General features: G+C 63.4%; 23 protein-coding genes. 8 read left to right on the forward strand and 15 right to left on the reverse strand.

Features of this window, described 5'->3' with window-relative positions; genetic code table 11:
* Positions 1–151: 151 nt before the first annotated feature.
* Complete coding sequence (locus tag L1P09_RS09065; protein ID WP_182364738.1) at positions 152–1,582, reverse strand: lytic transglycosylase domain-containing protein; 1,431 nt, start codon at positions 1,580–1,582, stop codon at positions 152–154.
* A gap of 100 nt (positions 1,583–1,682) precedes the next feature.
* A complete protein-coding gene (gloB, locus tag L1P09_RS09070) occupies positions 1,683–2,462 on the reverse strand; it encodes a hydroxyacylglutathione hydrolase (protein WP_054904806.1) in 780 nt (259 codons plus the stop codon).
* Positions 2,463–2,547: 85 nt separating this feature from the next.
* On the opposite strand from gloB, the gene L1P09_RS09075 reads away from it, so the two are divergent.
* From L1P09_RS09075 to dnaQ, 3 genes are read left to right on the forward strand one after another with little or no spacing between them, the layout of a single operon-like run.
* Positions 2,548–3,321, forward strand: a complete 774-nt coding sequence (locus tag L1P09_RS09075; RefSeq protein ID WP_235768738.1) for a class I SAM-dependent methyltransferase — start codon at positions 2,548–2,550, stop codon at positions 3,319–3,321.
* Between the two features lie 15 nt (positions 3,322–3,336).
* Positions 3,337–3,783, forward strand: coding sequence for a ribonuclease HI (gene rnhA / locus L1P09_RS09080; protein ID WP_029886642.1), 447 nt, complete (start codon positions 3,337–3,339; stop codon positions 3,781–3,783).
* 50 nt (positions 3,784–3,833) lie between these two features.
* Entirely contained in the window at positions 3,834–4,592 is a 759-nt protein-coding gene (dnaQ, locus tag L1P09_RS09085) for a DNA polymerase III subunit epsilon (protein WP_235768739.1), read from the forward strand.
* A gap of 61 nt (positions 4,593–4,653) precedes the next feature.
* Here dnaQ and L1P09_RS09090 read toward each other — a convergent pair whose 3' ends face one another.
* Positions 4,654–4,872, reverse strand: coding sequence for a hypothetical protein (locus tag L1P09_RS09090; protein WP_009686408.1), 219 nt, complete (start codon positions 4,870–4,872; stop codon positions 4,654–4,656).
* Positions 4,873–5,028: 156 nt separating this feature from the next.
* Between L1P09_RS09090 and L1P09_RS09095 the strand changes: the two genes are divergently transcribed.
* The gene (locus L1P09_RS09095) at positions 5,029–5,589 is read left to right on the forward strand and encodes an NADPH-dependent FMN reductase (protein ID WP_054904804.1); all 561 of its coding nucleotides are present in this window, start codon (positions 5,029–5,031) and stop codon (positions 5,587–5,589) included.
* Between the two features lie 70 nt (positions 5,590–5,659).
* Here L1P09_RS09095 and L1P09_RS09100 read toward each other — a convergent pair whose 3' ends face one another.
* Positions 5,660–7,732 carry a TonB-dependent receptor family protein gene (locus tag L1P09_RS09100; RefSeq protein WP_235768740.1) on the reverse strand — a complete coding sequence of 691 codons (2,073 nt, stop codon included), beginning with the start codon at positions 7,730–7,732 and terminating at the stop codon, positions 5,660–5,662.
* A 219-nt stretch (positions 7,733–7,951) separates the two neighbouring features.
* Here L1P09_RS09100 and L1P09_RS09105 point away from each other — a divergent pair, with 219 nt between their 5' ends.
* From L1P09_RS09105 to L1P09_RS09115, 3 genes are read left to right on the forward strand one after another with little or no spacing between them, the layout of a single operon-like run.
* Positions 7,952–8,200, forward strand: a complete 249-nt coding sequence (locus L1P09_RS09105) for a helix-turn-helix domain-containing protein (protein WP_009686412.1) — start codon at positions 7,952–7,954, stop codon at positions 8,198–8,200.
* Between the two features lie 11 nt (positions 8,201–8,211).
* Positions 8,212–8,556 carry a head completion/stabilization protein gene (locus L1P09_RS09110; RefSeq protein ID WP_009686413.1) on the forward strand — a complete coding sequence of 115 codons (345 nt, stop codon included), beginning with the start codon at positions 8,212–8,214 and terminating at the stop codon, positions 8,554–8,556.
* A complete protein-coding gene (locus L1P09_RS09115) occupies positions 8,549–8,911 on the forward strand; it encodes a hypothetical protein (RefSeq protein ID WP_009686414.1) in 363 nt (120 codons plus the stop codon). The genes L1P09_RS09110 and L1P09_RS09115 overlap by 8 nt, the downstream gene beginning before the upstream one ends.
* Here L1P09_RS09115 and L1P09_RS09120 read toward each other — a convergent pair.
* Entirely contained in the window at positions 8,908–9,276 is a 369-nt protein-coding gene (locus tag L1P09_RS09120; protein WP_029886636.1) for a helix-turn-helix domain-containing protein, read from the reverse strand. The genes L1P09_RS09115 and L1P09_RS09120 overlap by 4 nt on opposite strands.
* A gap of 200 nt (positions 9,277–9,476) precedes the next feature.
* On the opposite strand from L1P09_RS09120, the gene L1P09_RS09125 reads away from it, so the two are divergent.
* Positions 9,477–9,740, forward strand: a complete 264-nt coding sequence (locus L1P09_RS09125; RefSeq protein WP_054904827.1) for an ogr/Delta-like zinc finger family protein — start codon at positions 9,477–9,479, stop codon at positions 9,738–9,740.
* A 78-nt stretch (positions 9,741–9,818) separates the two neighbouring features.
* On the opposite strand, the gene nuoN is transcribed toward L1P09_RS09125, so the two are convergent.
* The 10 genes from nuoN to nuoE form a co-directional block, all read right to left on the reverse strand.
* Positions 9,819–11,288 (reverse strand): NADH-quinone oxidoreductase subunit NuoN, encoded by a 1,470-nt coding sequence (nuoN, locus tag L1P09_RS09130; RefSeq protein WP_009686417.1) that lies wholly within the window; start codon positions 11,286–11,288, stop codon positions 9,819–9,821.
* A 7-nt stretch (positions 11,289–11,295) separates the two neighbouring features.
* Positions 11,296–12,828, reverse strand: coding sequence for an NADH-quinone oxidoreductase subunit M (gene nuoM, locus L1P09_RS09135; RefSeq protein ID WP_029886633.1), 1,533 nt, complete (start codon positions 12,826–12,828; stop codon positions 11,296–11,298).
* 49 nt (positions 12,829–12,877) lie between these two features.
* Complete coding sequence (gene nuoL / locus L1P09_RS09140) at positions 12,878–14,731, reverse strand: NADH-quinone oxidoreductase subunit L (protein ID WP_009686419.1); 1,854 nt, start codon at positions 14,729–14,731, stop codon at positions 12,878–12,880.
* Complete coding sequence (nuoK, locus tag L1P09_RS09145) at positions 14,728–15,036, reverse strand: NADH-quinone oxidoreductase subunit NuoK (RefSeq protein WP_003251446.1); 309 nt, start codon at positions 15,034–15,036, stop codon at positions 14,728–14,730. Before nuoK ends, nuoL begins: the two co-directional genes overlap by 4 nt.
* 3 nt (positions 15,037–15,039) lie before the next feature.
* Positions 15,040–15,540, reverse strand: a complete 501-nt coding sequence (nuoJ, locus tag L1P09_RS09150) for an NADH-quinone oxidoreductase subunit J (RefSeq protein ID WP_009686420.1) — start codon at positions 15,538–15,540, stop codon at positions 15,040–15,042.
* A 10-nt stretch (positions 15,541–15,550) separates the two neighbouring features.
* Complete coding sequence (nuoI, locus tag L1P09_RS09155; RefSeq protein WP_016488223.1) at positions 15,551–16,099, reverse strand: NADH-quinone oxidoreductase subunit NuoI; 549 nt, start codon at positions 16,097–16,099, stop codon at positions 15,551–15,553.
* A gap of 11 nt (positions 16,100–16,110) precedes the next feature.
* Positions 16,111–17,118, reverse strand: a complete 1,008-nt coding sequence (gene nuoH, locus L1P09_RS09160; RefSeq protein ID WP_029886631.1) for an NADH-quinone oxidoreductase subunit NuoH — start codon at positions 17,116–17,118, stop codon at positions 16,111–16,113.
* Positions 17,115–19,829 (reverse strand): NADH-quinone oxidoreductase subunit NuoG, encoded by a 2,715-nt coding sequence (gene nuoG / locus L1P09_RS09165; protein WP_232891983.1) that lies wholly within the window; start codon positions 19,827–19,829, stop codon positions 17,115–17,117. The genes nuoH and nuoG overlap by 4 nt, the downstream gene beginning before the upstream one ends.
* Positions 19,830–19,961: 132 nt before the next feature.
* Positions 19,962–21,323: an NADH-quinone oxidoreductase subunit NuoF gene (gene nuoF / locus L1P09_RS09170; protein WP_009686424.1), complete on the reverse strand. Its 1,362-nt coding sequence runs from the start codon at positions 21,321–21,323 to the stop codon at positions 19,962–19,964.
* Entirely contained in the window at positions 21,320–21,817 is a 498-nt protein-coding gene (gene nuoE / locus L1P09_RS09175; RefSeq protein WP_003251433.1) for an NADH-quinone oxidoreductase subunit NuoE, read from the reverse strand. The genes nuoF and nuoE overlap by 4 nt, the downstream gene beginning before the upstream one ends.
* Between the last annotated feature and the right edge of the window lies 1 nt (position 21,818).

Here is a 21,818-nt window from a genome sequence, read left to right on the forward strand (position 1 = left end):
TCCGATCCAGAGGCGTTGGGCTTTTGTCGGCGTACAGTAACAGCTTGGGGGGGTGGGAAAAAGAGAGCGGCAAGCTTCAAGCTTCAAGCTTCAAGAAAAAGCGGCGGTGTACGCGAATTGCTTTTTTCTTGCAGCTTGCAGCTTGCGACTTTCAATGCCCGACGTAGACGGTCAGGGTCTGCCCGGGCTTGAGGGCATGACCGCTGCGCGGGTTCCAGCGCTTGAGGTGCTTCATTTCCACGTTGAAGCGCTTGGCCACCAGGTACAGCGAGTCACCCTTGCGCACCTTGTACTGGGTAGAGCGCTGCGCCGACGCCGCTACGCGATTGCCGGCGGCGCTCGGGGCGTTGCCGCCGCGCAGGGCCAGGACCTGGCCAGCGCGCAGGTTGTTGCCGGACAGGCGGTTCCAGCGCTTGATGTCCTTGATCGATACGCGGTTGGCCTTGGCGATGGCACCGAGGTTGTCACCCCGCTTGACCCGGTAGCTACGCGTGGCCACCGGTGCCTTGGCTTCGGCCACGGCGCGGGCGAATGCGGCTTTTGGCGGTTGCAGGCTGACCAGTTGCTCGGGGTTGAGGTTGGACAGGCTGGCACTGAGCAGCTGTGCTTTGGCGGTTGGCACCAGCAGCTGTTTCGGGCCATCGACGGTCATGCGTTTCTTGAACGCCGGGTTGAGCTGGATCAGCTCGTCCTCGTCGATGTTGGCGAAGGCGGCAACCCGGGTCAGGTCCAAGCGTTCGTTGATCGCCACTGCTTCGAAGTACGGTTCGTTGGCGATCGGGGTGAGATTGACGCCATAGGCTTCAGGCGTGGACACCACCTGCGACAGCGCCAGCAACTTGGGTACGTAGTCACGGGTTTCCTGCGGCAGTGGCAGGTTCCAGTAGTCGGTCGGCAGGCCAAGCTTCTCGTTGCGCTCGATGGCGCGGCTGACCGTGCCTTCGCCGGCGTTGTAGGCGGCCAGGGCCAGCAGCCAGTCGCCGTTGAACATGTCATGCAGGCGGGTCAGGTAGTCCAGCGCAGCATTGGTCGAGGCCGTAATGTCGCGGCGGCCGTCATAGAAATTGGTCTGGCGCAGGTTGAAGTGGCGACCGGTTGCCGGCATGAACTGCCACATGCCTGCGGCGCTGGCCCGCGAATACGCCATCGGGTTGTAGGCGCTTTCGATGGCTGGCAGCAGCGCCAGCTCCAGGGGCATGTCACGCTCCTCGAGGCGCTCGACGATGTAGTGCAGGTACAGGCTGCCGCGCTCGCCAGCGCTTTCGATGAAGGTGGGGTTGCTGGCGAACCACAAACGCTGTTGCTCGATGCGCGGGTTGACGTCGATGCTGTCCTGCAGGGCAAAGCCCTGGCGCATGCGCTCCCACACGTCCTGTGGCGCCTGCTCGGCCGGCTTGACCAGCAGCGGCGCGGGCTTGTGCTTGATCCGCGCCTGGTAGTTGTGCGCGCGAACGCTATCGGATTCGTCGAGCTGACGGGTGCTCTGGCAACCCACCAGAGTGGCGGCCAGAGCCAGCGCACTGATTTGGGCCAGGCGCGTCAGTGCGACTGAATGAGAGGTTCTGCGGCTACGGGAAGACATCGGCTGAGACAGGTATCCGGGCAAAAAATTTCGGCGATTCTAGAAACCGCTCCGGGCCGGGTCAACCGTTGAACACAGATTGCGATATATCTTGCGGTTATCAGAAGGTGTCTTTCCAAGACCTCAAGGCAGCAAAAACAGCGACATGCGTAGCGTTGGAATGTCCCTTCCATTCGTCTGCTTTTTGTTTAACTAATGTTTCAGAGGTGCGCAAAAAAGGGTTGGTCAGGCGCTCCAGGCCAATTGTTGTCGGCAATGTGATGCGCTGGTCGGCGCGCAACCGGGTCACCTCGTCGAAGCGCTGCTGCACATGCCGGTTGTCGGGCTCGACGGCCCTGGCGAAGCGCAGGTTGGCAAGCGTGTATTCGTGGGCGCAGTACACCTGGGTGTGCGCGGGCAGGGCAGCCAGGCGGGCCAGGGCGGGTTGCATCTGCTCGGGCGTGCCCTCGAACATGCGCCCGCAACCGGCCGCGAACAGGGTATCGCCGCTGAACAGGAGCGGGGTTGCCGGCTGGTCACTGAAGAAAGCGATATGGCCCAGGGTGTGGCCGGGCACCGCCAGCACTTGGAATACCACGCCCAGCACTTCCACCTCGGCGCCCTCGTCCAGCGCCAGGTCACGGCAAGGAATCTGCTCGTTGGCCGGGCCACAGACCCGCGCGCCGGTCAGTTGCTTGAGCCGTGCCACGCCGCCGACGTGGTCGTTGTGGTGGTGGGTAATGAGGATGTCGCTCAACGCCCAGCCGGGGTTGGCGGCCAGCCAACGCTCCACCGGGCCGGCGTCGCCGGGGTCGACCACCGCACAACGGCGTTTGGCAGTATCCTGTAACAACCAGATGTAGTTGTCGGAGAAAGCGGGAAGAGCATCGATCTGTATCATGGTGCGGATCCGATTCACCTAGCGTGGCACATAAAGGCATCTTAGCCGCGATGGCGCGGCGGGAGAACCTTCGAGGGAGAGCGCAATGACCGACCAAGCCTTTGCCCAGGCCGATCCGGACTGGGTCGAGCTGATCAGCCTGGCCCGTGAGTGGTTCAATGGCCCACTCGGCCAACTGATGCTCAAGGAAGAAGACCAACTGCTGGAGGAAGAGCTGGGGCGCTTTTTTGGCGGTTACCTGGTGCATTACGGGCCCTGCGCCGAAGCACCGCCCCAGGCACCCCAGGTGCAGCGCAATGTGCGCCTTGGTGCGCCGTTGCCGGGGGTTGAAATTGTCTGCGAGGAACAGGCCTGGCCGCTGAGCGAGCATGCTGCCGACGTGGTGGTGCTGCAGCATGGCCTGGACTTCTGCCTGTCCCCGCATGGCCTGCTGCGCGAGGCAGCCAGTGCCGTGCGCCCGGGTGGGCACTTGCTGATCGTGGGCATCAACCCGTGGAGCAGTTGGGGCATGCGCCATTTCTTCAGCCATGGCGCCTTGCGCAAGGCGCGCTGCATCTCGGCGTCGCGGGTTGGCGACTGGCTCAACCTGCTGGGCTTCGCGCTGGAGAAACGCCGCTTCGGGTGCTATCGTCCGCCGCTTGCCTCACCGGCCTGGCAGCAGCGCCTGCAAGGCTGGGAGCGGCTGGCCGGCGGCTGGCAAGGTGCCGGTGGTGGGGTCTACCTGCTGGTGGCGCGCAAGATGGTGGTAGGGCTGCGGCCCCTGCGTCAGCAGCGTCGCGAGCCCATGGGCAAGCTGCTGCCGCTGCCGCTGGCCAAGGTCAACCGCACGGCAGCCAACCCTGAAACTGACAAGCACTGAATTCAAGAGTGGTACATGAGCGATAGCGTCGAAATGTTTACCGATGGTGCCTGCAAGGGCAACCCTGGCCCGGGTGGCTGGGGGGTGCTGATGATCTACAAGGGCGTCGAGAAGGAACTGTGGGGCGGCGAACGTGAAACCACCAACAACCGCATGGAGCTGATGGCGGCGATCCAGGGGCTGATGTCGCTCAAGCGTGAATGCGAAGTCGTGCTGACCACCGACTCGCAATATGTGATGAAGGGCATCAACGAGTGGATGGTCAATTGGAAGAAGCGCGGCTGGAAAACCGCGGCCAAGGAGCCGGTAAAAAACGCCGACCTGTGGCAACTGCTCGATGAGCAGGTCAACCGCCACAAGGTCACCTGGAAGTGGGTACGCGGGCACATCGGCCACCCCGGCAACGAACGGGCCGACCAGTTGGCCAACCGTGGGGTCGATGAGGTGCGCGCCCAGCGTTGAGCTGGGGTACAATCGCCGCTTTGTAACTGATGCAAGTTGGAGCACCCGGCGTGGAGCAGCAGCAAGATAAACGGTACGTGATTCTCGATACCGAGACCACGGGTATGCCGGTTGGCGAAGGTCACCGGATCATCGAAATCGGCTGTGTCGAGATGATCGGCCGGCGGCTGACCGGGCGGCATTTCCATGTCTACCTGCAGCCGGACCGCGAAAGTGACGAGGGGGCGATCAACGTCCACGGCATCACCGACGCGTTTCTGGTCGGCAAGCCGCGCTTCGCCGATGTGGCCGATGAGTTCTTCGAGTTCATCCAGGGCGCCACGCTGGTCATCCACAACGCGGCGTTCGACGTAGGCTTCATCAACAACGAATTCGCCTTGCTGGGCCAGCAGCATCGCGCGGACGTGTCGCAGTACTGCACCGTTCTCGACACCTTGCTGCTGGCGCGTTCGCGCCACCCGGGGCAGCGCAACAGCCTCGATGCGCTGTGCAAACGCTACGATATCGACAACTCGGGCCGTGAGCTGCACGGCGCACTGCTCGACTCGGAACTGCTGGCCGACGTCTACCTGGCGATGACCGGTGGCCAGACCAGCCTGTCGCTGGCCGGTCATGGGGCGGATGCCGAGGGTGACGGGGAGGTTGGCGGCGGCAGCGAAATCCGCCGGATCACCGGGCGAGCGCCGGGGCGCGTGATCATGGCCAATGCCCAAGAGCTGGAAGCGCATGCCGAGCGGTTGGCAGCCATAGCCAAATCGGCAGGCGGGCCTTCGATGTGGCAGGTGCTGACCGAGTCAGCTGCCGGCTGATTGTGGCTATCTGTCTTGCTGCTGCCGGTCATCCATCACCGGCCATGCGCCACGGCTTGCTTCACGGAATGCGAATGAGCTCGACACCGCTGCGGGCCAGCTCGAAGCGGTTTTCACCCAGGTAATTGACCTTGTCGCCGATGGCCAGGCGGTAGGTTGTGATGGGGGCGCCCAGTGTGCTGCCGTCAAGTTGCAGGGTCGACTCCTGGAACTCGTGCACGGGGTAGATGCGGCCTTCGGCGTCACGGGCGTGGAATTGGCCGACCATTACTGCTGCCATTTGGGTGGAAACCTCTGAAATACGTAGGAAATGTCTGTAGTCATAGACCGTGCAGGAGGGCTGGAAGTTTTCGCGTCGATGAAAAAAAACCAAAGCGGCGAGAAACGGTCATCTATAACTACAACGTCCTTTAACCCGTATAGGTAGGAAATTGCCATGAGCCAGGTGTATTCGGTTGCGGTTGTTGTCGGTAGCTTGCGCAAGGAGTCCTACAACCGTAAGGTCGCCCGCGCGCTTGCGGAGCTGGCGTCGTCCAGTCTTGCCCTGAAAATCGTCGAAATTGGCGATCTGCCGCTGTACAACGAGGATGTCGAGGCCGAAGGCGCTCCTCAGTCCTGGACACGGTTTCGCGAGGAGATCCGCCGTAGCGATGCCGTGCTGTTCGTCACCCCTGAATACAATCGCTCGGTCCCCGGCTGCCTGAAGAACGCCATTGACGTTGGCTCGCGGCCTTACGGGCACAGTGCCTGGAGCGGCAAGCCCACTGCGGTGGTGAGCGTTTCGCCAGGGGCTATCGGCGGATTTGGTGCCAACCATGCCGTGCGCCAGGCGCTGGTATTTCTGGACATGCCGTGCATGCAGATGCCCGAAGCCTACATTGGCGGTGCCGCCAACCTGTTCGACGAGTCGGGCAAGCTCAACGACAAGACCCGGCCATTCCTGCAGGCCTTCATCGACAAGTTTGCTTCATGGGTGAAGCTGAACCGGTCGGTCTGAACCGCCAACCCACTCGTGGGATGCCCCTTGCCGCAGTGGCCTGGCCCGCTGCTGCAAGGGGCGCCATGCGTTAGCGGAAGCTGTAGGAAACCCCGGCGTATACGCTAAAGCCTTCGCCCGGGGTGGAGCGCGCATTGTCATTACCGGCATCGTTGTAGGCGGGCGTCACCGTCGCTGCATAACGCTGGTTGGTGAGGTTGCGCAGGTCCAGCCAGGTTTGCCAGTCCTGGCGGGGTGAATCCCAACCGATACGCGCGCCGAGCAGGGCATATTCATCAGCGTGGTAGCTGTTGGTGTAGTCCACCTGAACCTTGGATGCCAGCTGGGTATTCACCCCGGCATGGAAACCGTTCGGCCAGTCGTAGCGCAGCTCGGCCTGGTAATAGTGCATGGGGATGCCAGGCAGGCGATTGTCACCGAACGCCTCGTCATCGCGGTAGTGGAAATCACTGAATGTATAGGCCTGGCGCAGGCTCAACTTGCCCGTGCCTGCGCGTTCCCACAAGGTGCTGACGAGGCCGGCTTCCACACCTTGGTGCACTGTGGCGCTGGCATTGAACTCGGAGGTGAAGTTCGGCACCACTTCCACGGCGAGCAGTTCGTGGCGCACCTGTGCGTAGTACCAGGCCAGGTCCCAGCGGCCGATGGCCGAATCGCCACGTGCGCCCACTTCCAGGGTGGTTGCAGTCTGGTTCTGCATTTTGATCGGCTGGATCTGTTTGCCGCCAGTACTCGGTGCGCTCCAGATCAGCGACCAGGGGTGTGGCGGCTCGACCGAACGGCTGAGGTTACCATACACCTGCAGGTCCGGCCGAAGGTCGTAGCGCAAGCCCACACGGGGGGCGTAATCCCAGTCATGCATGCTCACTTTGCCGCCCTCGGCAGGGTAGGTGACGTCGCTTTCACGCCGGGTGTAGATCATGGCCAGGCCGGTGGTCAGCCACAGGTTGGGCACCAGTTCCAGGTCATTGCCAGCATGCAGCACGGTATCGGAGCCCTGGTAGGTGAAGTCCCGCGTCCTTGCACCGAACACGTCGCCAGTGCGGGCGAACTGCGAGGCGCCGCTGTTTGGCAGGTGTTTGGTGGTGCGCCAGCCGAGGGTGGTCTTGCTCTCGTGGCCGTACAGGCTGTCGCGGCGCGAATAGTTGAGCGTGCCGCTGACGTCGGTATAGGCCACCTTCAGGCGCATCGGCCCTTCGCGCAGGTCCATGGGGTAGTCGTGGTAGACCAGGCCGGCTTCCACCCGCGCGTCATCGTCGAGGTAGAAGGTAGTCTTGTTGCCTACCCAGGTGCTGCCCGGTTGCGGGCGGCTATCGTCACGGGCCAGGTAGGCCGGGTTGGCCGCCCGAGGGTGGTGTTTGATCTGGTCCTTGGTCAGGCGCCCGGCCAGTTCGTTCTCGGTTTCCCGGTAGCGCAGGTAGAAGCGCGTTTCGAGGTTGGGGTTGAAGCGGTAGCCGACATTGGCAGCCACGCCCTTGGCACTGCCGCTGCTGTGAGCCTGGTAACCGTCGTATTCGGCATCGGTCAACGCGACGTAGTAGTCGAGGTCGCCCAGCACCTGGCCCGAGCTGATATGCCGATGCTGGTAGCCGCGGCTGCCCACCTCGTAGCGCACCTGCAGCGGTGCAGCGTCATAGCCGGTGTGGGTGACGTAGTTGATCGCGCCACCCAGTGCCAGCGCGCCCAGATCGAAGCCGTTGGCGCCGCGCAACACTTCCGCGCGGCTTAGCCACAAGGGTTCGAACAGCTCGTAGGGGGTGCCCCCCGGGCCGGTCAATGGCAGCCCGTCGAACATCGTGTAGATGCCAGAGCCATGTGCCCCCGGGGCACGATTGAGGCCTGAGCCGCGGATCGACAACTTGATCCCGTCGTTGCCTGCCGATTGTGCGAACACACCGGGCTGGTAGGCCAGCACGTCCTGGTTGCTGGCCACCCGGCCTTGGCCGACGCGTTGCATGTCCACCAGGTTGCTGGCGCCCGATATTTCGCGCAGGCGCTGGGTGGCGGCCGTCAGTTCGGTCTGCTCCTCGTCGGTGATCAGCACCTGGTCGAGCTCGACCGAGGGTGCCGCCACGACGGGCTGGGTGGCGCCCATGGCAGCCAGCAGGCCCAGGCAGGATGACAGGGGCATAACGCGACGCATTGTACGACTCCAGGCGAAAAGCGAATGGACAACGGCGTTGAGACGAGCGAAATGCCGCCGGGAGCACGAAGAAAAGCACTCATTTTCCCGCTGCTTTCGTCAGACGCTTTTGTACGAAAGTTCTTTACAAGCGGCGGCGATGGAGGCTGCCGCCCGGGCTTCGTAAGGTGAACGCAGATCGGCAAGCGTGCCGTGCTCACTCACCCGTGGAGTTCAAACATGACCGACAACGCTCGACATTCGCAGCACCCTCTGGCGGACGCCCCGGTGCGCCTGACACCACGTGAACAGCAGGTGCTGCTGTGGTGCGCCTATGGCAAGAGTTCCTGGGAAATCGGGCAGATCCTGGCGTGCAAGGAGTCGACCGTGAATTTCCACGTGTCCAACATCCTGCGCAAATTCGATGTGCCCACCCGGGTAGCTGCAGTGATCAAGGCTATTCGTTACGGCATGCTGGCCGAGCAATGAGGAGGTGACGCATGAGTACCGATCGCCTACCACGCATTGCCGATAGCCACGACCCGTTCTGGCCGCGGGTGGACTTGGGCAGGTTGCATGAACGGCTGAAGCTGCAGCAGCCAGTCAGTGATGCGGCGCTGGAGGTGGCCGCGCGCTGTGCCGTGATTGCCGCGGCAAGCGAGTTCGCCCGCTGGCGAGCGGCACTGCGTGAGCGGGGCTACCAACGCCTCGAGGACGTGGCCGGGCATGACCATGGGCGCGCCTTGCACGTGTGTTACACCCGTTTTGTCGAAGCCGCGATCCTGCATACCTTGGGTTCCGCGCCTTGCCTTGCAGGACCGCGACGAGGGCTGAAACATGCCTGAACAATGGTTCTGCGACCACTTGGGTTCAACCCTGGCGCAGATGCTGGGAGTGGATGGCAATGTGTTGTTCGCCGCGTTGCTGGGGGCGTTGCTGGTCAGTGCCGCACGCGACCGGTTGATCACCAACACCGCCAAGCGGCTGACACTGGCCAAGAAACTCTTGCTGGTGTTCGTCACCGTAGGCGTGGGCCATTTGTTCGAGCCGCTGATTTCGGAGTCGGTGCCCTTGCTGTCACGTGGCATGGCCGGTTTTGTGGCAGCGGTAATCGTCATTCCGGTCAGCCTGAAGGTCATGGTGCTGGTCGACACCCTCGACCCGCGTGAACTGATCCAGCGCTGGCGTAAGCGGGGTTAACCCGCCAGCTCGCTCAACCGCTGTTCCAGTTGCCGGATTCGCTGCTTGTCTTCGATGAACAGCAAGATGGCTTGGCGGTCGCTGGGGGACAAGGTGCGCAGGCGCTCGAGCACATCGGCTTCCCAACCCGTCAGGCCCCGGCTTGCCGGGGCCTGCTCGCCATGGCCGAGCAGAAGCCAGTCCAGCGAGCAGGCATGTTGCCTGGCGATCTCGATGCAAAGGGAATAGGGAATGCTATCGCGCACCTTCCAGCTGCTGAGCGTCTGCGGGCTCACCGACAGTGCGCGCGAAAGATCGGCGTCGGACTGCGCGCCAGTTAGAAGCTTGAGCCGCGTGAGCACCGCAGCCAGTACGTGAGTACTCATAACAAATATCCATGACTGGTTTAATGATATTCCATGGGCTTAAACTACTCGTTATGAATACAGCCCTGCGTTTTAAGGAGCATTTCTGCAATGAGAAACACCAAACTGAAGAATAGTCCCGATTTTGTGGCCAATACTGACACACTCCGGCGAGCATTCTCACTGAAGTTGCACCTGAACAGTGCTTGCAGGTACTTGCCGTGAGTACTTACAAGCTTGTCTGCCCGCACTGCCACAGCAGGATGCGCATCCGCACCAGTGAAGGTCGCCATATTTTCCTGCGCATTGCTTATTTGCAATGCACAACCGAGGCCTGTGGCTGGTCGGTACGTGCCGAATTCGAAATGACCCATGAACTGTCGCCCAGCGGCATGCCCAACCCGGAAGTCTACCTGCCTTCAGCCAATGGTGATTTGCGCAAGGCGGCCCTGCCGGGCGCAGGGCTGGGTAGCCGTGGTGAATGAGCTGGCATGCTCAGCGACCTAAAACACGCACATAAAAAAACACCCCGCATCAGCGGGGTGTTTTCATTGCCAGGGCAATCAGCCGATCAGTTGCAGGCCGGCTTGCTGGACCATTTCCAGCAGGGGTTGCGGGTACACACCCAGTACGAAAGCAAGAATGGCGATGGCCAGCAGCATGACGCCACCGGTGCGCTGCTCCCACTTCAGCGGTGCGTCGTGGCGACGCAGGTTCGGCTCGACCAGGTACAGGGTGACCATGACACGCAGGTAGTAGTACACGCCGATGGCGCTGCCGATCACCAGGGCACCAACCAGCCACCACAGGTGCGACTCGACACCGGTGGCGATGATGTAGAACTTGCCGATGAAACCGGCGGTCAGCGGGATGCCCGCCAGCGACAGCATCATCACGGTCAGCACTGCAGTCAGGTACGGGCGGCGCCAGAACAGGCCGCGGTATTCGTACAGGGCATCGGCGTCACGGCCGCCATAGGGCGAGGACATCAGGGTGATGACCCCGAAGGCGCCCAGGCTGGTGATCACGTAGGTGACCAGGTACACGCCCATGGCTTCCAGGGCCAGGCCCTTGCTGGCGATCAGGGCGATGAGCAGGTAACCGAAGTGGGCGATGGACGAGTAACCGAGCAGGCGCTTGAGGTTGCTCTGGGTCAGCGCCAGCAGGTTACCGACCAGGATGGAGGCAACGGCGATGACCGCCAGTACGGTGCTCAGCACGCCGCTGCTGGCAGCAGGGGAGAGCATGAACAGGCGCACGACCACGGCGAATACCGCGACCTTGCTGGCGGTTGCCAGGAATGCGGCAACCGGCGCCGGGGCGCCTTCGTACACGTCCGGGGTCCACAGGTGGAAAGGTACCAGCGACAGCTTGAAGGCCAGGCCGACCAGCATCATGCCCAGGCCCAGTTGGGCCACCAGGCTTGGCATGCTGGTAGCCGCCAGGGCCTTGCCGATCTGGTCGAAGCTCAGGCTGCCGGCGTCGGCGTACAGCAAGGCCATGCCGAACAGCAGGAACGCTGAACCGGCGGCCGACAGCACCATGTACTTGATACCGGCTTCCAGCGAGCGCTTGTTGAAGAACGCATAGGCCACCAGGCCGTAGACCGGCACCGACAGCAGCTCCAGGCCGATGAACAGCCCCGCCAGGTGGTTGGCGCTGACCAGCACCAGGCCACCGAGTGCCGACATCAGCAGCAGCAGGTAGAGCTCTTCACGGTTGCCCGGGAAGCCTTTGGAGCCTTCGCCCAGGTAGGCGTGGGCCAGGGTGACGCAAGCCAGCGTGGCCACCAGGATGATCGCCATGTACAGGCAGGCGAACTTGTCGATGGTCAGCAGCGGGGTGACCGCCAACGGTGCCACCTTCAGCACCGGCAGGATCGACAGCAGCGCCAGGTTCAGGCCCACGGTGGACAGCAGGAAGGTTTGCGAGTGGTTGCGCTTCCAGGCGATCGCCAGCATCACCACCACCGTGGTGATGGTGGTGATCAGCATCGGCGCCAATGCGATGAAGTGTTGAGTGGTGAATTCCATAGCGCTCTTACCGGGCCGAAGCGAGTTGAGTGAAAGCGGAGCCGAGCCACTGCTGCACACCACTCATGGTGGCGGCAGAGGTGTCGAGGAATGGCTGCGGATACACGCCCAGCAGGATCAGCAGGACCGCAAGGCCCAGCACCATGATCAGCTCGCGACCGTCCATGCCGGCCAGTACGGTGTCGCTCTTGGCCGGGCCGAAGTAGGCGCGGTGGATCATGATCAGCGAGTACACCGAGCCAAATACCAGGCCGGTGGTGGCGATCACGGTGATCCACGGTACATGCACGAAGCTGCCGAGCAGGATCAGGAACTCGCCGACGAAGTTGCCGGTGCCGGGCAGGCCCAGCGAGGCAGCGGCGAAGAACAGGCTGATGGCGGGCAGGTAGGCGATACGGTGCCACAGGCCGCCCATCTGGCGCATGTCACGGGTGTGCAGGCGCTCGTACAGCTGGCCCGACAGGATGAACAGCGCGGCAGCCGACAGGCCGTGGGCCAGCATCTGGATTACCGCGCCTTGCAGGGCCTGCTGGCTGCCGGAGTAGATACCGATCAGCACGAAGCCCATGTGCGAGACGCTGGAGAAGGCGATCAGGCGCTTGATGTCGGTTTGCGCGAAAGCCAGGAACGCACCGTAGAAGATGCCGATCAGGCCCAGGGTCATGGCAATCGGCGCGAACTCGGCCGAGGCGTTCGGGAACAGCGGCAGGGCGAAGCGCAGCAGGCCATAGGCCGCAGTCTTCAGCAGGATACCGGCCAGGTCCACGGAACCTGCAGTGGGCGCCTGGGCGTGAGCGTCAGGCAACCAGGAGTGGAACGGCACCACCGGCAGCTTCACCGCAAAGGCGATGAAGAAGCCCAGCATCAGCAGGTATTCCACGCCCGCAGGCAACTGGGCCTTGAGCAGGTCGCTGTAGTTGAAGGTGAGCACGCCGGTGGTGTTGTAGTTGACCAGGACCAGGCCAAGGATCGCCACCAGCATGATCAGGCCGCTGGCCTGGGTGAAGATGAAGAACTTGGTCGCCGCGTAGATCCGGGTCTTCTTGCCATCTGCCGAGCTGTGACCCCAGAGCGCGATGAGGAAGTACATCGGCACCAGCATCATTTCCCAGAAGAAGAAGAACAGGAACAGGTCCAGTGCCAGGAACACACCGACCACGCCGCCCAGGATCCACATCAGGTTGAGGTGGAAGAAGCCGACGTGACGCTGGATTTCTTTCCACGAGCACAGGACCGACAGCACACCGAGCAGGCCGGTAAGCAGGATCATCAGCAGCGAGAGGCCATCGAGGGCCAGGTGGATGCTGATGCCGAAGCGCTGGATCCACTGGACTTTGTATTCCAGGGCCCAGGCCGGTTCGGCGCCAGGTGCGGGGGCGAGGGTGTAATCGCCGTGAGCCCACAGCCACAGGCCGATGCCTAGCAGCAGGGACATGGTCAGCAGCGCGATCCAGCGCGGCAGGGTGGCGCCGAAGCGCTCACCCAGCCAGCACAGGAAGCCGCCGATGAAGGGGATCAGGATCAGCCAAGGCAAAATCATGACGGGTTCGTTTCCTTTTGCAGGGTCGCAAGGTTCGCAAAGTTCATGGTCATACCGCAGCCACTACCACAGCGCCGAGTACCAGCACTGCGCCAACGGCGATCGAGGCGGTGTACCAGCGCAGTTGGCCTGTCTCGGTCTTGCTCATGGCGACGTGGCCGCCGCGAGCCAGGCGAGGGATGAGGCCAATGCCGCGGTCAACCGGATCCTTGCGCAGCATGTGGCTGATCAGCAGGTAAGGTTTGACGAACAGCTTGTCGTAGATCCAGTCGAAGCCCCAGGCAGCGAACCACCAGGCCGAAAGCACGCGGCCGATGCTGCTGTTGGCCACCGCACTGACGAAGCTGCGCTTGCCCAGGAACAGCAGGGCTGCCAGCAGGATACCGGCAATGGCGATCGACCCCGAGGTGATTTCCAGCGCGTGCTTGGCGGCGCCACCGGCATGGCCGGCGCTTTCAGGCAGCACGCCGGCCAGCGGTGGGGTGATCCAGGCACCGATGAAGGTCGACAGCACGATCAGTACGCCCAGCGGCAGCCAGTGGCTGATGCCGTGGCCGGCATGCGCTTCGGTCTTGGCTTCGCCGTGGAAGGCGATGAAGATCAGGCGGAAGGTGTACAGCGAGGTCATGAACGCGCCCACCAGGCCGGCGTACAGCAGGCCGGTGTTGCCGCTGGCGAAGGCTTCCCAGAGGATCTCGTCCTTGGAGTAGAAGCCTACCGTCACGATCGGCAGGGCGGCCAGGGCCGCGCCACCGACCACGAAGCTGGCATAGGCCAGGGGCAGTTTCTTCCACAGGCCGCCCATCTTGAAGATGTTCTGCTCGTGGTGGCAGGCAACGATCACCGCACCGGAGGCCAGGAACAGCAGTGCCTTGAAGAACGCGTGGGTCATCAGGTGGAAGATCGCCGCGTCCCAGGCACCGACGCCCAAGGCCAGGAACATGTAGCCGATCTGGCTCATGGTCGAGTAGGCGAGGATACGCTTGATGTCGGTTTGCACCAGCGCAGCGAAGCCGGCCAGTACCAGGGTCACGCCACCGACCACGCCTACCAGGTGCAGGATGTCGGGTGCCAGCAGGAACAGGCCGTTGGTACGGGCGATCAGGTACACGCCCGCAGTCACCATGGTCGCGGCGTGGATCAGTGCCGAAACCGGGGTCGGGCCGGCCATCGCGTCCGCCAGCCAGGTCTGCAGTGGCAGCTGGGCCGATTTACCCACCGCACCGCCCAGCAGCATCAGCGTTGCCAGCACCATCCAGGTGTCGCCCGCCTGGAATTTCTGTGGTGCCAGCACCAGCAGCTCCTGCACGTTCAAGGTACCCAGCTGGGCGAACAGGATGAACAGGCCGATGGCCATGAACACGTCGCCGATGCGGGTGACGATGAATGCCTTGAGCGCGGCATTACCGTTGTTGCGGTTGCTGTAGTAGAAGCCGATCAACAGGTACGAGCACAGGCCCACGCCTTCCCAGCCGAAGTAGATGAACAGCAGGTTATCGCCAAGGATCAGGAACAGCATGCTGGCGATGAACAGGTTGGTGTACGAGAAGAAGCGCGAGTAGCCGGCTTCGCCACGCATGTACCAGGAGGCGAACAGGTGGATCAGGAAGCCGACACCGGTGACCACGCCGAGCATGGTGACCGACAGGCCGTCCAGGTACAGGGTGAAGTTCGGCGCGAAGCCGTCCACCGACATCCACTGCCACAGCAACTGGCTGTAAGCGCCGCCTTCAGGTGGGGCGACGTTGAATTGCCAGATGACGTAGGCGGCCGTGGCCGCCGACAGGCCTACCGAGCCGACGCCGATCAGCGCGGACAGGTTCTCCGAGAACCGTCCGCGCGAGAACGACAGCAGCAGGAAGCCGATGAGGGGAAAGACGAAAGTCAGGAAGAGAAGGTTCATCCGCGCATCTCACTGGCAGCATCGATGTCGAGAGTGTGGAACCGGCGGTACAGCTGCAGCAGGATGGCCAGGCCAATGCTGGCCTCGGCAGCTGCCAGGCTGATCACCAGAATGAACATCACCTGGCCGTCGGGCTGGACCCAACGGGCCCCGGCGACGACGAACGCCAGGGCAGAGGCGTTCATCATGACTTCCAGGCTCATGAGCACGAAGAGGATGTTGCGGCGGACCATCAGGCCAACCAGACCTAAGCAGAACAGGATGCCGGCGACTGCCAGGCCATGTTCGAGAGGGATAGCACCCATGATTTACTCCTTCGCCTCGTTGCGGCCCAGGTGGAAGGCGGTCACAGCTGCCGCCAGCAGCAGCATCGACGCCAGTTCGACCACCAGCAGGTAGGGGCCGAACAGGCTGACCCCCACGGCTTTCGGGCCCACGGTGGTACCGCTGATGCCGGCGCCGCTCGGGGTGACGAACAGCACGTACAGCAGCTCTGCCAGCAGCAGGGCGCCAAGGATGACCGGCCCGGCCCAGATGCCGGGCTTGAGCCAGCCGCGCTCCTGGGCCACCGAAGCCGGCCCGAGGTTGAGCATCATCACCACGAACACGAACAGCACCATGATGGCGCCGGCGTAGGCGATCACTTCCAGGGCACCGGCGAACGGCGCACCCAGGGAGAAGAAGATCATGGCCACGGAAATCAGCGAAATGATCAGGTAAAGCAAGGCGTGCACGGGGTTGGTGCCGGTCACCACCCGAAGGGTGGACACCACGGCAATCCCGGATGCGAAGTAGAAAGCGAATTCCATCTTTCTGTCCTTATGGGAGCAAGCTCTTCACGTTGATCGGCTCGGCTTCGTTCTGTGCAGCGCCTTTCGGCTTGCCAGCGATGGCCATACCCGCAACACGGTAGAAGTTGTAGTCAGGGTTCTTGCCGGGGCCGGAGATCAGCAGATCTTCTTTCTCGTACACCAGGTCCTGACGCTTGAACTCGGCCATTTCGAAATCCGGAGTCAGCTGGATCGCGGTGGTCGGGCACGCTTCTTCACACAGGCCGCAGAAGATGCAGCGCGAGAAGTTGATGCGGAAGAACTCCGGGTACCAGCGGCCGTCCTCGGTTTCGGCTTTCTGCAGCGAGATGCAGCCGACCGGGCAGGCCACCGCGCAGAGGTTGCACGCTACGCAGCGCTCCTCGCCGTCGGGGTCGCGGGTGAGCACGATGCGGCCGCGGTAGCGCGGCGGCAGGTACACGGGCTCTTCGGGGTACTGCAGGGTGTCGCGTTTGCGAAACCCGTGGGAGAACACCATGGCCAGGCTGCGCAGCTGGGTGCCGGTGCCCTTAACGATGTCGCCGATATACTTGAACATGGGTCAAATCCTCACTGGGCCGCGACGGCTGGCGTGTTGTAGAGCACGAGCGCAGCGGTCACCAGCAAATTGATCAGGGTCAGCGGCAGGCAGAACTTCCAGCTGAAGTCCATCACCTGGTCATAGCGTGGGCGCGGGATCGAGGCGCGCAGCAGGATGAACAGCATGATGAAGAACGCGGTCTTCAATGCGAACCACAGGAACGGCAGTTGCGGCAGGATGCCGAACGGGCCGTGCCAGCCGCCGAAGAACAGGGTTACCAGCAGCGCCGAGATGAGGATGATGCCGATGTACTCACCGACGAAGAACATGCCCCACTTCATGCCGGCATACTCGATGTGGTAGCCGTCGGCCAGTTCCTGTTCCGCTTCCGGCTGGTCGAACGGGTGACGGTGAGTCACGGCCACGCCAGCGATGAAGAAGGTGCAGAAGCCGAAGAACTGCGGAATGATGAACCACAGGTTCTGCGCCTGGTACTCGACGATGTCGCGCATGTTGAACGAGCCCACCTGCACCACCACGCCCATCAGCGCCAGGCCCAGGAACACTTCGTACGACACGGTCTGGGCCGACGCCCGCAAGCTGCCCAGCAGGGCGTACTTGTTGTTCGACGACCAGCCGGCAAACAGCACCGCGTAGACCGACAGGCCGGCCATGGCGAAGAAGAACAGCAGGCCGATGTTCAGGTCGGCGACGCCCCAGCCCGGGGTGATCGGGATGATCGAGAAGCCAATCAGCAGGGCGCTCATGGCCACGACTGGCGCCAGGGTGAAGATCATCTTGTCGACGAAGGGCGGGTTCCAGTCTTCCTTGAAGAACATCTTCAGCATGTCGGCTGCGATCTGGAACATGCCGAACGGGCCGACACGGTTCGGACCGTAGCGGTCCTGCCACCAGCCCAGCAAGCGGCGTTCGACGAAGCTGAGCAGCGCGCCGCAGACCACCACGGCCAACAGCACCACGATAGCCTTGACGACCTGGATGATCACATCGATCACTTCGGGGGTGAACCAGCTCATTGTGCTGCCTCCTGCAGACCTTCGACGGGTGCACCGAAGATGGCAGGCGGAATGCCGGCCAGGCCTTTCGGCAGCGCGACCAGGCCAGCGCCCAGCTCTTCATTGATACGCAGCGGCAGGCGCAGGGCCACACCGGCAACGGTCAGGCTCAGCAGCGCACCTTCGTTGACGCCCAGGCGGTCGGCCTCGGACTTGGCCAGGGCCACGTAGGCCGCCGGAATACGCTGTTGCACCGGGGCGGCGCGCGAGGAACTTTCTTCGCTGCCGAACAGGTGGAAGAACGGTACGGCAGTCCAGGTGCCACGGGCCGGGTTGAAGGCGCCCGGAATGGCGCTGAACCAGTTCAGGCGGTCGCCTTGCGACTCGATCAGGCGCACGCCCGGGTCACCAGCACGCAGGTGGCCACCGACCTCGTCCTGGAACTTGTTCCAGGCTTGTGGCGAGTTCCAGCCCGGCGACCAGGCGAACGGCACCTGCTGGCGCGGTTCGGCCGAGCCCGAGTAGCCTTCCATGGAGAAGGCGAACGCGGTGTCCTTGTCTTGCGGGGTACGTGGCTCGTGCACGCTGATGTTGGCGCGCATGGCGGTACGGCCGGAGTAGCGCAGCGGCTCGCGGGCCAGCTTCATGCCCTTGATGCGGAACGCGGCGCTTGGCGCGGCATTGACGATGCCGGCCAGTTGCGGCGCGGCAGCCGCACAGGCGCTGGTGACGTGGTCCAGTTGCGTCCAGTCGACCGGCTTGTTCAGCAGGGTGGCACGCAGGGCGTGCATCCAGCGCCAGCCTTCGTGGATCTGGATGCTGCTGTCCAGGTACTGCGGGTCGAACACCTGGAAGAAGCGCTGGGCACGGCCTTCCTGGCTGACCAGGGTACCGTCGCCTTCGGCGAACGAGGCGGCCGGCAACACCAGGTGGGCGCGGTCGACCGTCGAGGTTTTCGAGTGGTCGGCGACGATCACCACTTTGGCGGCCGCCAGGGCTGCGTCGACCTTGGCAGCCGCTACGCGGGCGTACAGGTCGTTTTCCAGCACCACGATCGCATCGGCTTTGCCGCTGATGACGGCGTCCAGCGCGGCATCTACCGACTCGCCACCGAGCATGGCCAGGCCGATGCTGTTGGCCTCTGGCACCACCAGGCTCAGGGAGCCGTTTTTCTCGCGCAGCTTCAGGGCCTTGGCGATGTTGGCGGCGGCTTCGATCAGGGCCGGGTCGGCCAGCGAAGTGCCCGCTACCACCAATGGGCGCTTGGCGGCCACCAGGGCGTCGGCGATGCGCTGGGCCAGGGCTTTGGCTTCGGCGTCCAGGCCTTCGACGGCCGGGGCGTTCGGGTCGATGGCGTGGGCCACGGCGAAGCCCAGGCGGGCCAGGTCGGCGGGGGCTGCGTGCACGCACTCTTCAGCCACGTCGTCCAGCTTGGTTTGCGCCAGCGAAGCGATGAACAGCGGGTACAGCGCGTGCTGGCCGATGTTCTTCACGGCAGCGTCGAGCCAAGGCTGCACCTTCATCGCTTCGGCCATGGCCTCGGCCTTGCCCTTGGTCGCCTGGCGCACAGCCAGGGCGACGCGGGCAGCGGTCTGGGTCAGGTCTTCACCCAGCACGAACACGGCGTCGTGGTCTTCGATGTCGCGCAGGGTCGGCACCGGCAGCGGGCTGTTGTTCAGCACGTCCAGGGCCAGGCGCACCCGGGCCAGCTCGCCAGCTTCCATGCCCGAGTAGAAGTACTCGGCACCGACCAGCTCACGCAGGCCGTAGTTGCTTTCGAGGCTGGCGCGTGGCGAACCGATGCCGACGATGGTGCGGCCGCGCAGCAGGTCGGCGGCCTTGTCCAGGGCGGCGTCCAGACCCAGCTTGGTGCCGTCGGCCAGTTGTGGCTGGCGCGGGCGGTCCGTGCGGTTGACGTAACCGTAGCCAAAGCGGCCGCGGTCGCACAGGAAGTACTGGTTCACCGAACCGTTGAAGCGGTTTTCGATACGGCGCAGCTCGCCGTAGCGCTCGCCCGGGCTGATGTTGCAGCCGCTGGAGCAGCCATGGCAGATGCTCGGGGCAAACTGCATGTCCCACTTGCGGTTGTAGCGCTCGGAGTGGGTCTTGTCGGTAAACACGCCCGTTGGGCAGACTTCGGTCAGGTTGCCGGAGAACTCGCTTTCCAGCACGCCGTCTTCGACGCGACCGAAGTACACGTTGTCGTGGGCGCCGTAGACACCCAGGTCGGTCCCGCCGGCGTAGTCCTTGTAGTAGCGCACGCAGCGGTAGCAGGCGATGCAGCGGTTCATCTCATGGGCGATGAACGGGCCGAGGTCCTGGTTCTGGTGGGTACGCTTGGTGAAACGGTAGCGGCGCTCGTTGTGGCCGGTCATCACCGTCATGTCCTGCAGGTGGCAGTGACCGCCTTCCTCGCACACCGGGCAGTCGTGCGGGTGGTTGGTCATCAGCCATTCGACGACGCTGGCGCGGAACGCCTTGGACTCTTCATCGTCGATGGAGATCCAGGTGCCGTCGGAAGCAGGGGTCATGCAGGACATGACGATACGACCACGGGTGTCGTTCTCGTCGGTGTACTGCTTGACCGCGCACTGCCGGCAGGCACCCACGCTACCAAGCGCGGGGTGCCAGCAGAAATAAGGGATGTCGAGGCCGAGTGACAGACACGCCTGTAACAGGTTGTCAGCACCGTTGACTTCGAGCGCTTTGCCGTCTACGTGGATAGTGGCCATTGTTCAAAGTTCTTCGTTGGCCCGCGTGAGCGGGCGTGGCTAATGGAAATCGGTGAGCCTGCGGCACGCCACGAGTCATTCGGGCCTGCCGGCGGGCTGGCGGGTGGCACGGACCACCCGCGTTCTATCTTCTTATGCGCCGACCACAATCGGCTTCGCCAGGTTCGGGCGCAGGGTGCCAGCGCTTTCAGGCGCCACACCGGCCTCGAACTCCGAGCGGAAGTACTTGATGGCACTGCCCAATGGCTCGACGGCACCCGGTGCGTGAGCACAGAAGGTACGGCCTGGGCCAAGGAAGTTGACCAGCCCCAGCAGCGTCTCGATGTCTTCGGCGCGGCCCTGGCCGTTTTCCAGTGCGCGCAGCATTTTCACGCTCCACGGCAGGCCGTCACGGCAAGGGGTGCACCAGCCACACGACTCGCGGGCGAAGAACTCTTCCATGTTGCGCAGCAGCGACACCATGTTGACGCTGTCGTCGACCGCCATAGCCAGGCCCGTACCCATGCGGGTGCCGACTTTGGCGATGCCACCGGCGTACATCTGCGCGTCGAGGTGCTCGGGCAGCAGGAAGCCGGTACCGGCGCCGCCTGGCTGCCAGCACTTGAGCTTGAAGCCGTCACGCATGCCACCGGCGTAGTCCTCGAACAGCTCGCGGGCGGTAACGCCGAACGGCAGTTCCCACAGGCCCGGGTTCTTGACCTTGCCGGAGAAGCCCATCAGCTTGGTGCCGTGGTCTTCGCTGCCTTCACGGGCCAGCGACTTGTACCAGTCGTTGCCGTTGGCGACGATGGCTGGCACGTTGCACAGGGTTTCGACGTTGTTCACGCAGGTCGGTTTGCCCCATACACCCACCGCAGCAGGGAAGGGCGGCTTGGAGCGCGGGTTGGCGCGGCGGCCTTCCAGCGAGTTGATCAGCGCGGTTTCTTCACCGCAGATGTAGCGCCCGGCACCGGTGTGCACGAACAGCTCGAAATCGAAACCGCTGCCCAGGATGTTCTTGCCCAAAAGGCCTGCGGCCTTGGCTTCATCGATGGCGCGGTTGAGGTTCTTCGCGGCGGTGGTGTATTCGCCGCGCAGGAAGATGTAGCCGCGGTAGGCCTTCAGGGCGCGGGCGCTGATCAGCATGCCCTCCACCAGCAGATGGGGCTGTTGCTCCATCAGCATGCGGTCCTTCCAGGTGTTGGGCTCCATTTCGTCCGCGTTGCACAGCAGGTAGCGGATGTTCATGGATTCGTCTTTGGGCATCAGGCCCCACTTCACCCCGGTGGGGAAGCCGGCGCCACCACGGCCCTTGAGGCCGGAGTCCTTGACGCTTTGCACGATATCGTCGGCGGACATGTCTGCCAGCGCCTTGCGCGCGGCGGCGTAGCCGTTCTTCGATTCATACTCGGCCAGCCATACCGGTTCGCCGTCGTCACGCAGGCGCCAGGTCAGCGGGTGGGTTTCGGCCGTGCGCGCGATGCGGTTGGCCGGGCCGAAGGAAGTAATGGTCATACGTAACCCTCCAGCAGTTTGGAAACGCCAGCCGGCTGCACGTCACCGAAGGTGTCGTCGTCGATCATCAGCGCCGGGGCTTTGTCGCAGTTGCCCAGGCAGCATACCGGCAGCAGGGTGAAGCGGCCGTCTGCGGTAGTCTGGCCAAGGCCGATGCCCAGTTCGCTCTGGATCTGGCTGACCACCGATTCGTGGCCGCCGATGTAGCAGACCATGCTGTCGCACACGCGGATGATGTGGCGGCCGACTGGCTGGCGGAAAATCTGGCTGTAGAAGGTGGCTACACCTTCGACGTCGCTGGCCGGAATGCCCAGCACTTCGCCGATGGCGTGAATGGCGCCGTCCGGCACCCAGCCGCGTTCCTTCTGAACGATCTTCAAGGCTTCGATGGACGCCGCGCGCGGGTCCTCGTAGTGATGCATTTCGTGCTCGATGGCCGAGCGCTCGGTTTCGCTCAGGGCGAAACGGTCTGTCTGGATAAGCGTGCTGTTCATG

The organism is Pseudomonas juntendi, from assembly GCF_021560075.1.
Taxonomy (GTDB): domain Bacteria; phylum Pseudomonadota; class Gammaproteobacteria; order Pseudomonadales; family Pseudomonadaceae; genus Aquipseudomonas; species Aquipseudomonas juntendi.

What these genes read in the sequence shown, in the direction of transcription:
- L1P09_RS09100 (WP_235768740.1), bottom strand. Translation starts at nt 7,732, where the DNA reads ATGCGTCGCGTTATGCCCCTGTCATCCTGCCTGGGCCTGCTGGCTGCC.
- nuoL (WP_009686419.1), bottom strand. Translation starts at nt 14,731, where the DNA reads ATGAACCTTCTCTTCCTGACTTTCGTCTTTCCCCTCATCGGCTTCCTG.
- gloB (WP_054904806.1), bottom strand. Translation starts at nt 2,462, where the DNA reads ATGATACAGATCGATGCTCTTCCCGCTTTCTCCGACAACTACATCTGG.
- nuoM (WP_029886633.1), bottom strand. Translation starts at nt 12,828, where the DNA reads ATGATTTTGCCTTGGCTGATCCTGATCCCCTTCATCGGCGGCTTCCTG.
- L1P09_RS09120 (WP_029886636.1), bottom strand. Translation starts at nt 9,276, where the DNA reads ATGAGTACTCACGTACTGGCTGCGGTGCTCACGCGGCTCAAGCTTCTA.
- L1P09_RS09090 (WP_009686408.1), bottom strand. Translation starts at nt 4,872, where the DNA reads ATGGCAGCAGTAATGGTCGGCCAATTCCACGCCCGTGACGCCGAAGGC.
- nuoJ (WP_009686420.1), bottom strand. Translation starts at nt 15,540, where the DNA reads ATGGAATTCGCTTTCTACTTCGCATCCGGGATTGCCGTGGTGTCCACC.
- L1P09_RS09115 (WP_009686414.1), top strand. Translation starts at nt 8,549, where the DNA reads ATGCCTGAACAATGGTTCTGCGACCACTTGGGTTCAACCCTGGCGCAG.
- nuoH (WP_029886631.1), bottom strand. Translation starts at nt 17,118, where the DNA reads ATGAGCTGGTTCACCCCCGAAGTGATCGATGTGATCATCCAGGTCGTC.
- L1P09_RS09110 (WP_009686413.1), top strand. Translation starts at nt 8,212, where the DNA reads ATGAGTACCGATCGCCTACCACGCATTGCCGATAGCCACGACCCGTTC.
- nuoI (WP_016488223.1), bottom strand. Translation starts at nt 16,099, where the DNA reads ATGTTCAAGTATATCGGCGACATCGTTAAGGGCACCGGCACCCAGCTG.
- nuoF (WP_009686424.1), bottom strand. Translation starts at nt 21,323, where the DNA reads ATGACCATTACTTCCTTCGGCCCGGCCAACCGCATCGCGCGCACGGCC.
- L1P09_RS09105 (WP_009686412.1), top strand. Translation starts at nt 7,952, where the DNA reads ATGACCGACAACGCTCGACATTCGCAGCACCCTCTGGCGGACGCCCCG.
- nuoG (WP_232891983.1), bottom strand. Translation starts at nt 19,829, where the DNA reads ATGGCCACTATCCACGTAGACGGCAAAGCGCTCGAAGTCAACGGTGCT.
- rnhA (WP_029886642.1), top strand. Translation starts at nt 3,337, where the DNA reads ATGAGCGATAGCGTCGAAATGTTTACCGATGGTGCCTGCAAGGGCAAC.
- nuoE (WP_003251433.1), bottom strand. Translation starts at nt 21,817, where the DNA reads ATGAACAGCACGCTTATCCAGACAGACCGTTTCGCCCTGAGCGAAACC.
- L1P09_RS09095 (WP_054904804.1), top strand. Translation starts at nt 5,029, where the DNA reads ATGAGCCAGGTGTATTCGGTTGCGGTTGTTGTCGGTAGCTTGCGCAAG.
- nuoK (WP_003251446.1), bottom strand. Translation starts at nt 15,036, where the DNA reads ATGGGTGCTATCCCTCTCGAACATGGCCTGGCAGTCGCCGGCATCCTG.
- L1P09_RS09065 (WP_182364738.1), bottom strand. Translation starts at nt 1,582, where the DNA reads ATGTCTTCCCGTAGCCGCAGAACCTCTCATTCAGTCGCACTGACGCGC.
- L1P09_RS09075 (WP_235768738.1), top strand. Translation starts at nt 2,548, where the DNA reads ATGACCGACCAAGCCTTTGCCCAGGCCGATCCGGACTGGGTCGAGCTG.
- nuoN (WP_009686417.1), bottom strand. Translation starts at nt 11,288, where the DNA reads ATGGAATTCACCACTCAACACTTCATCGCATTGGCGCCGATGCTGATC.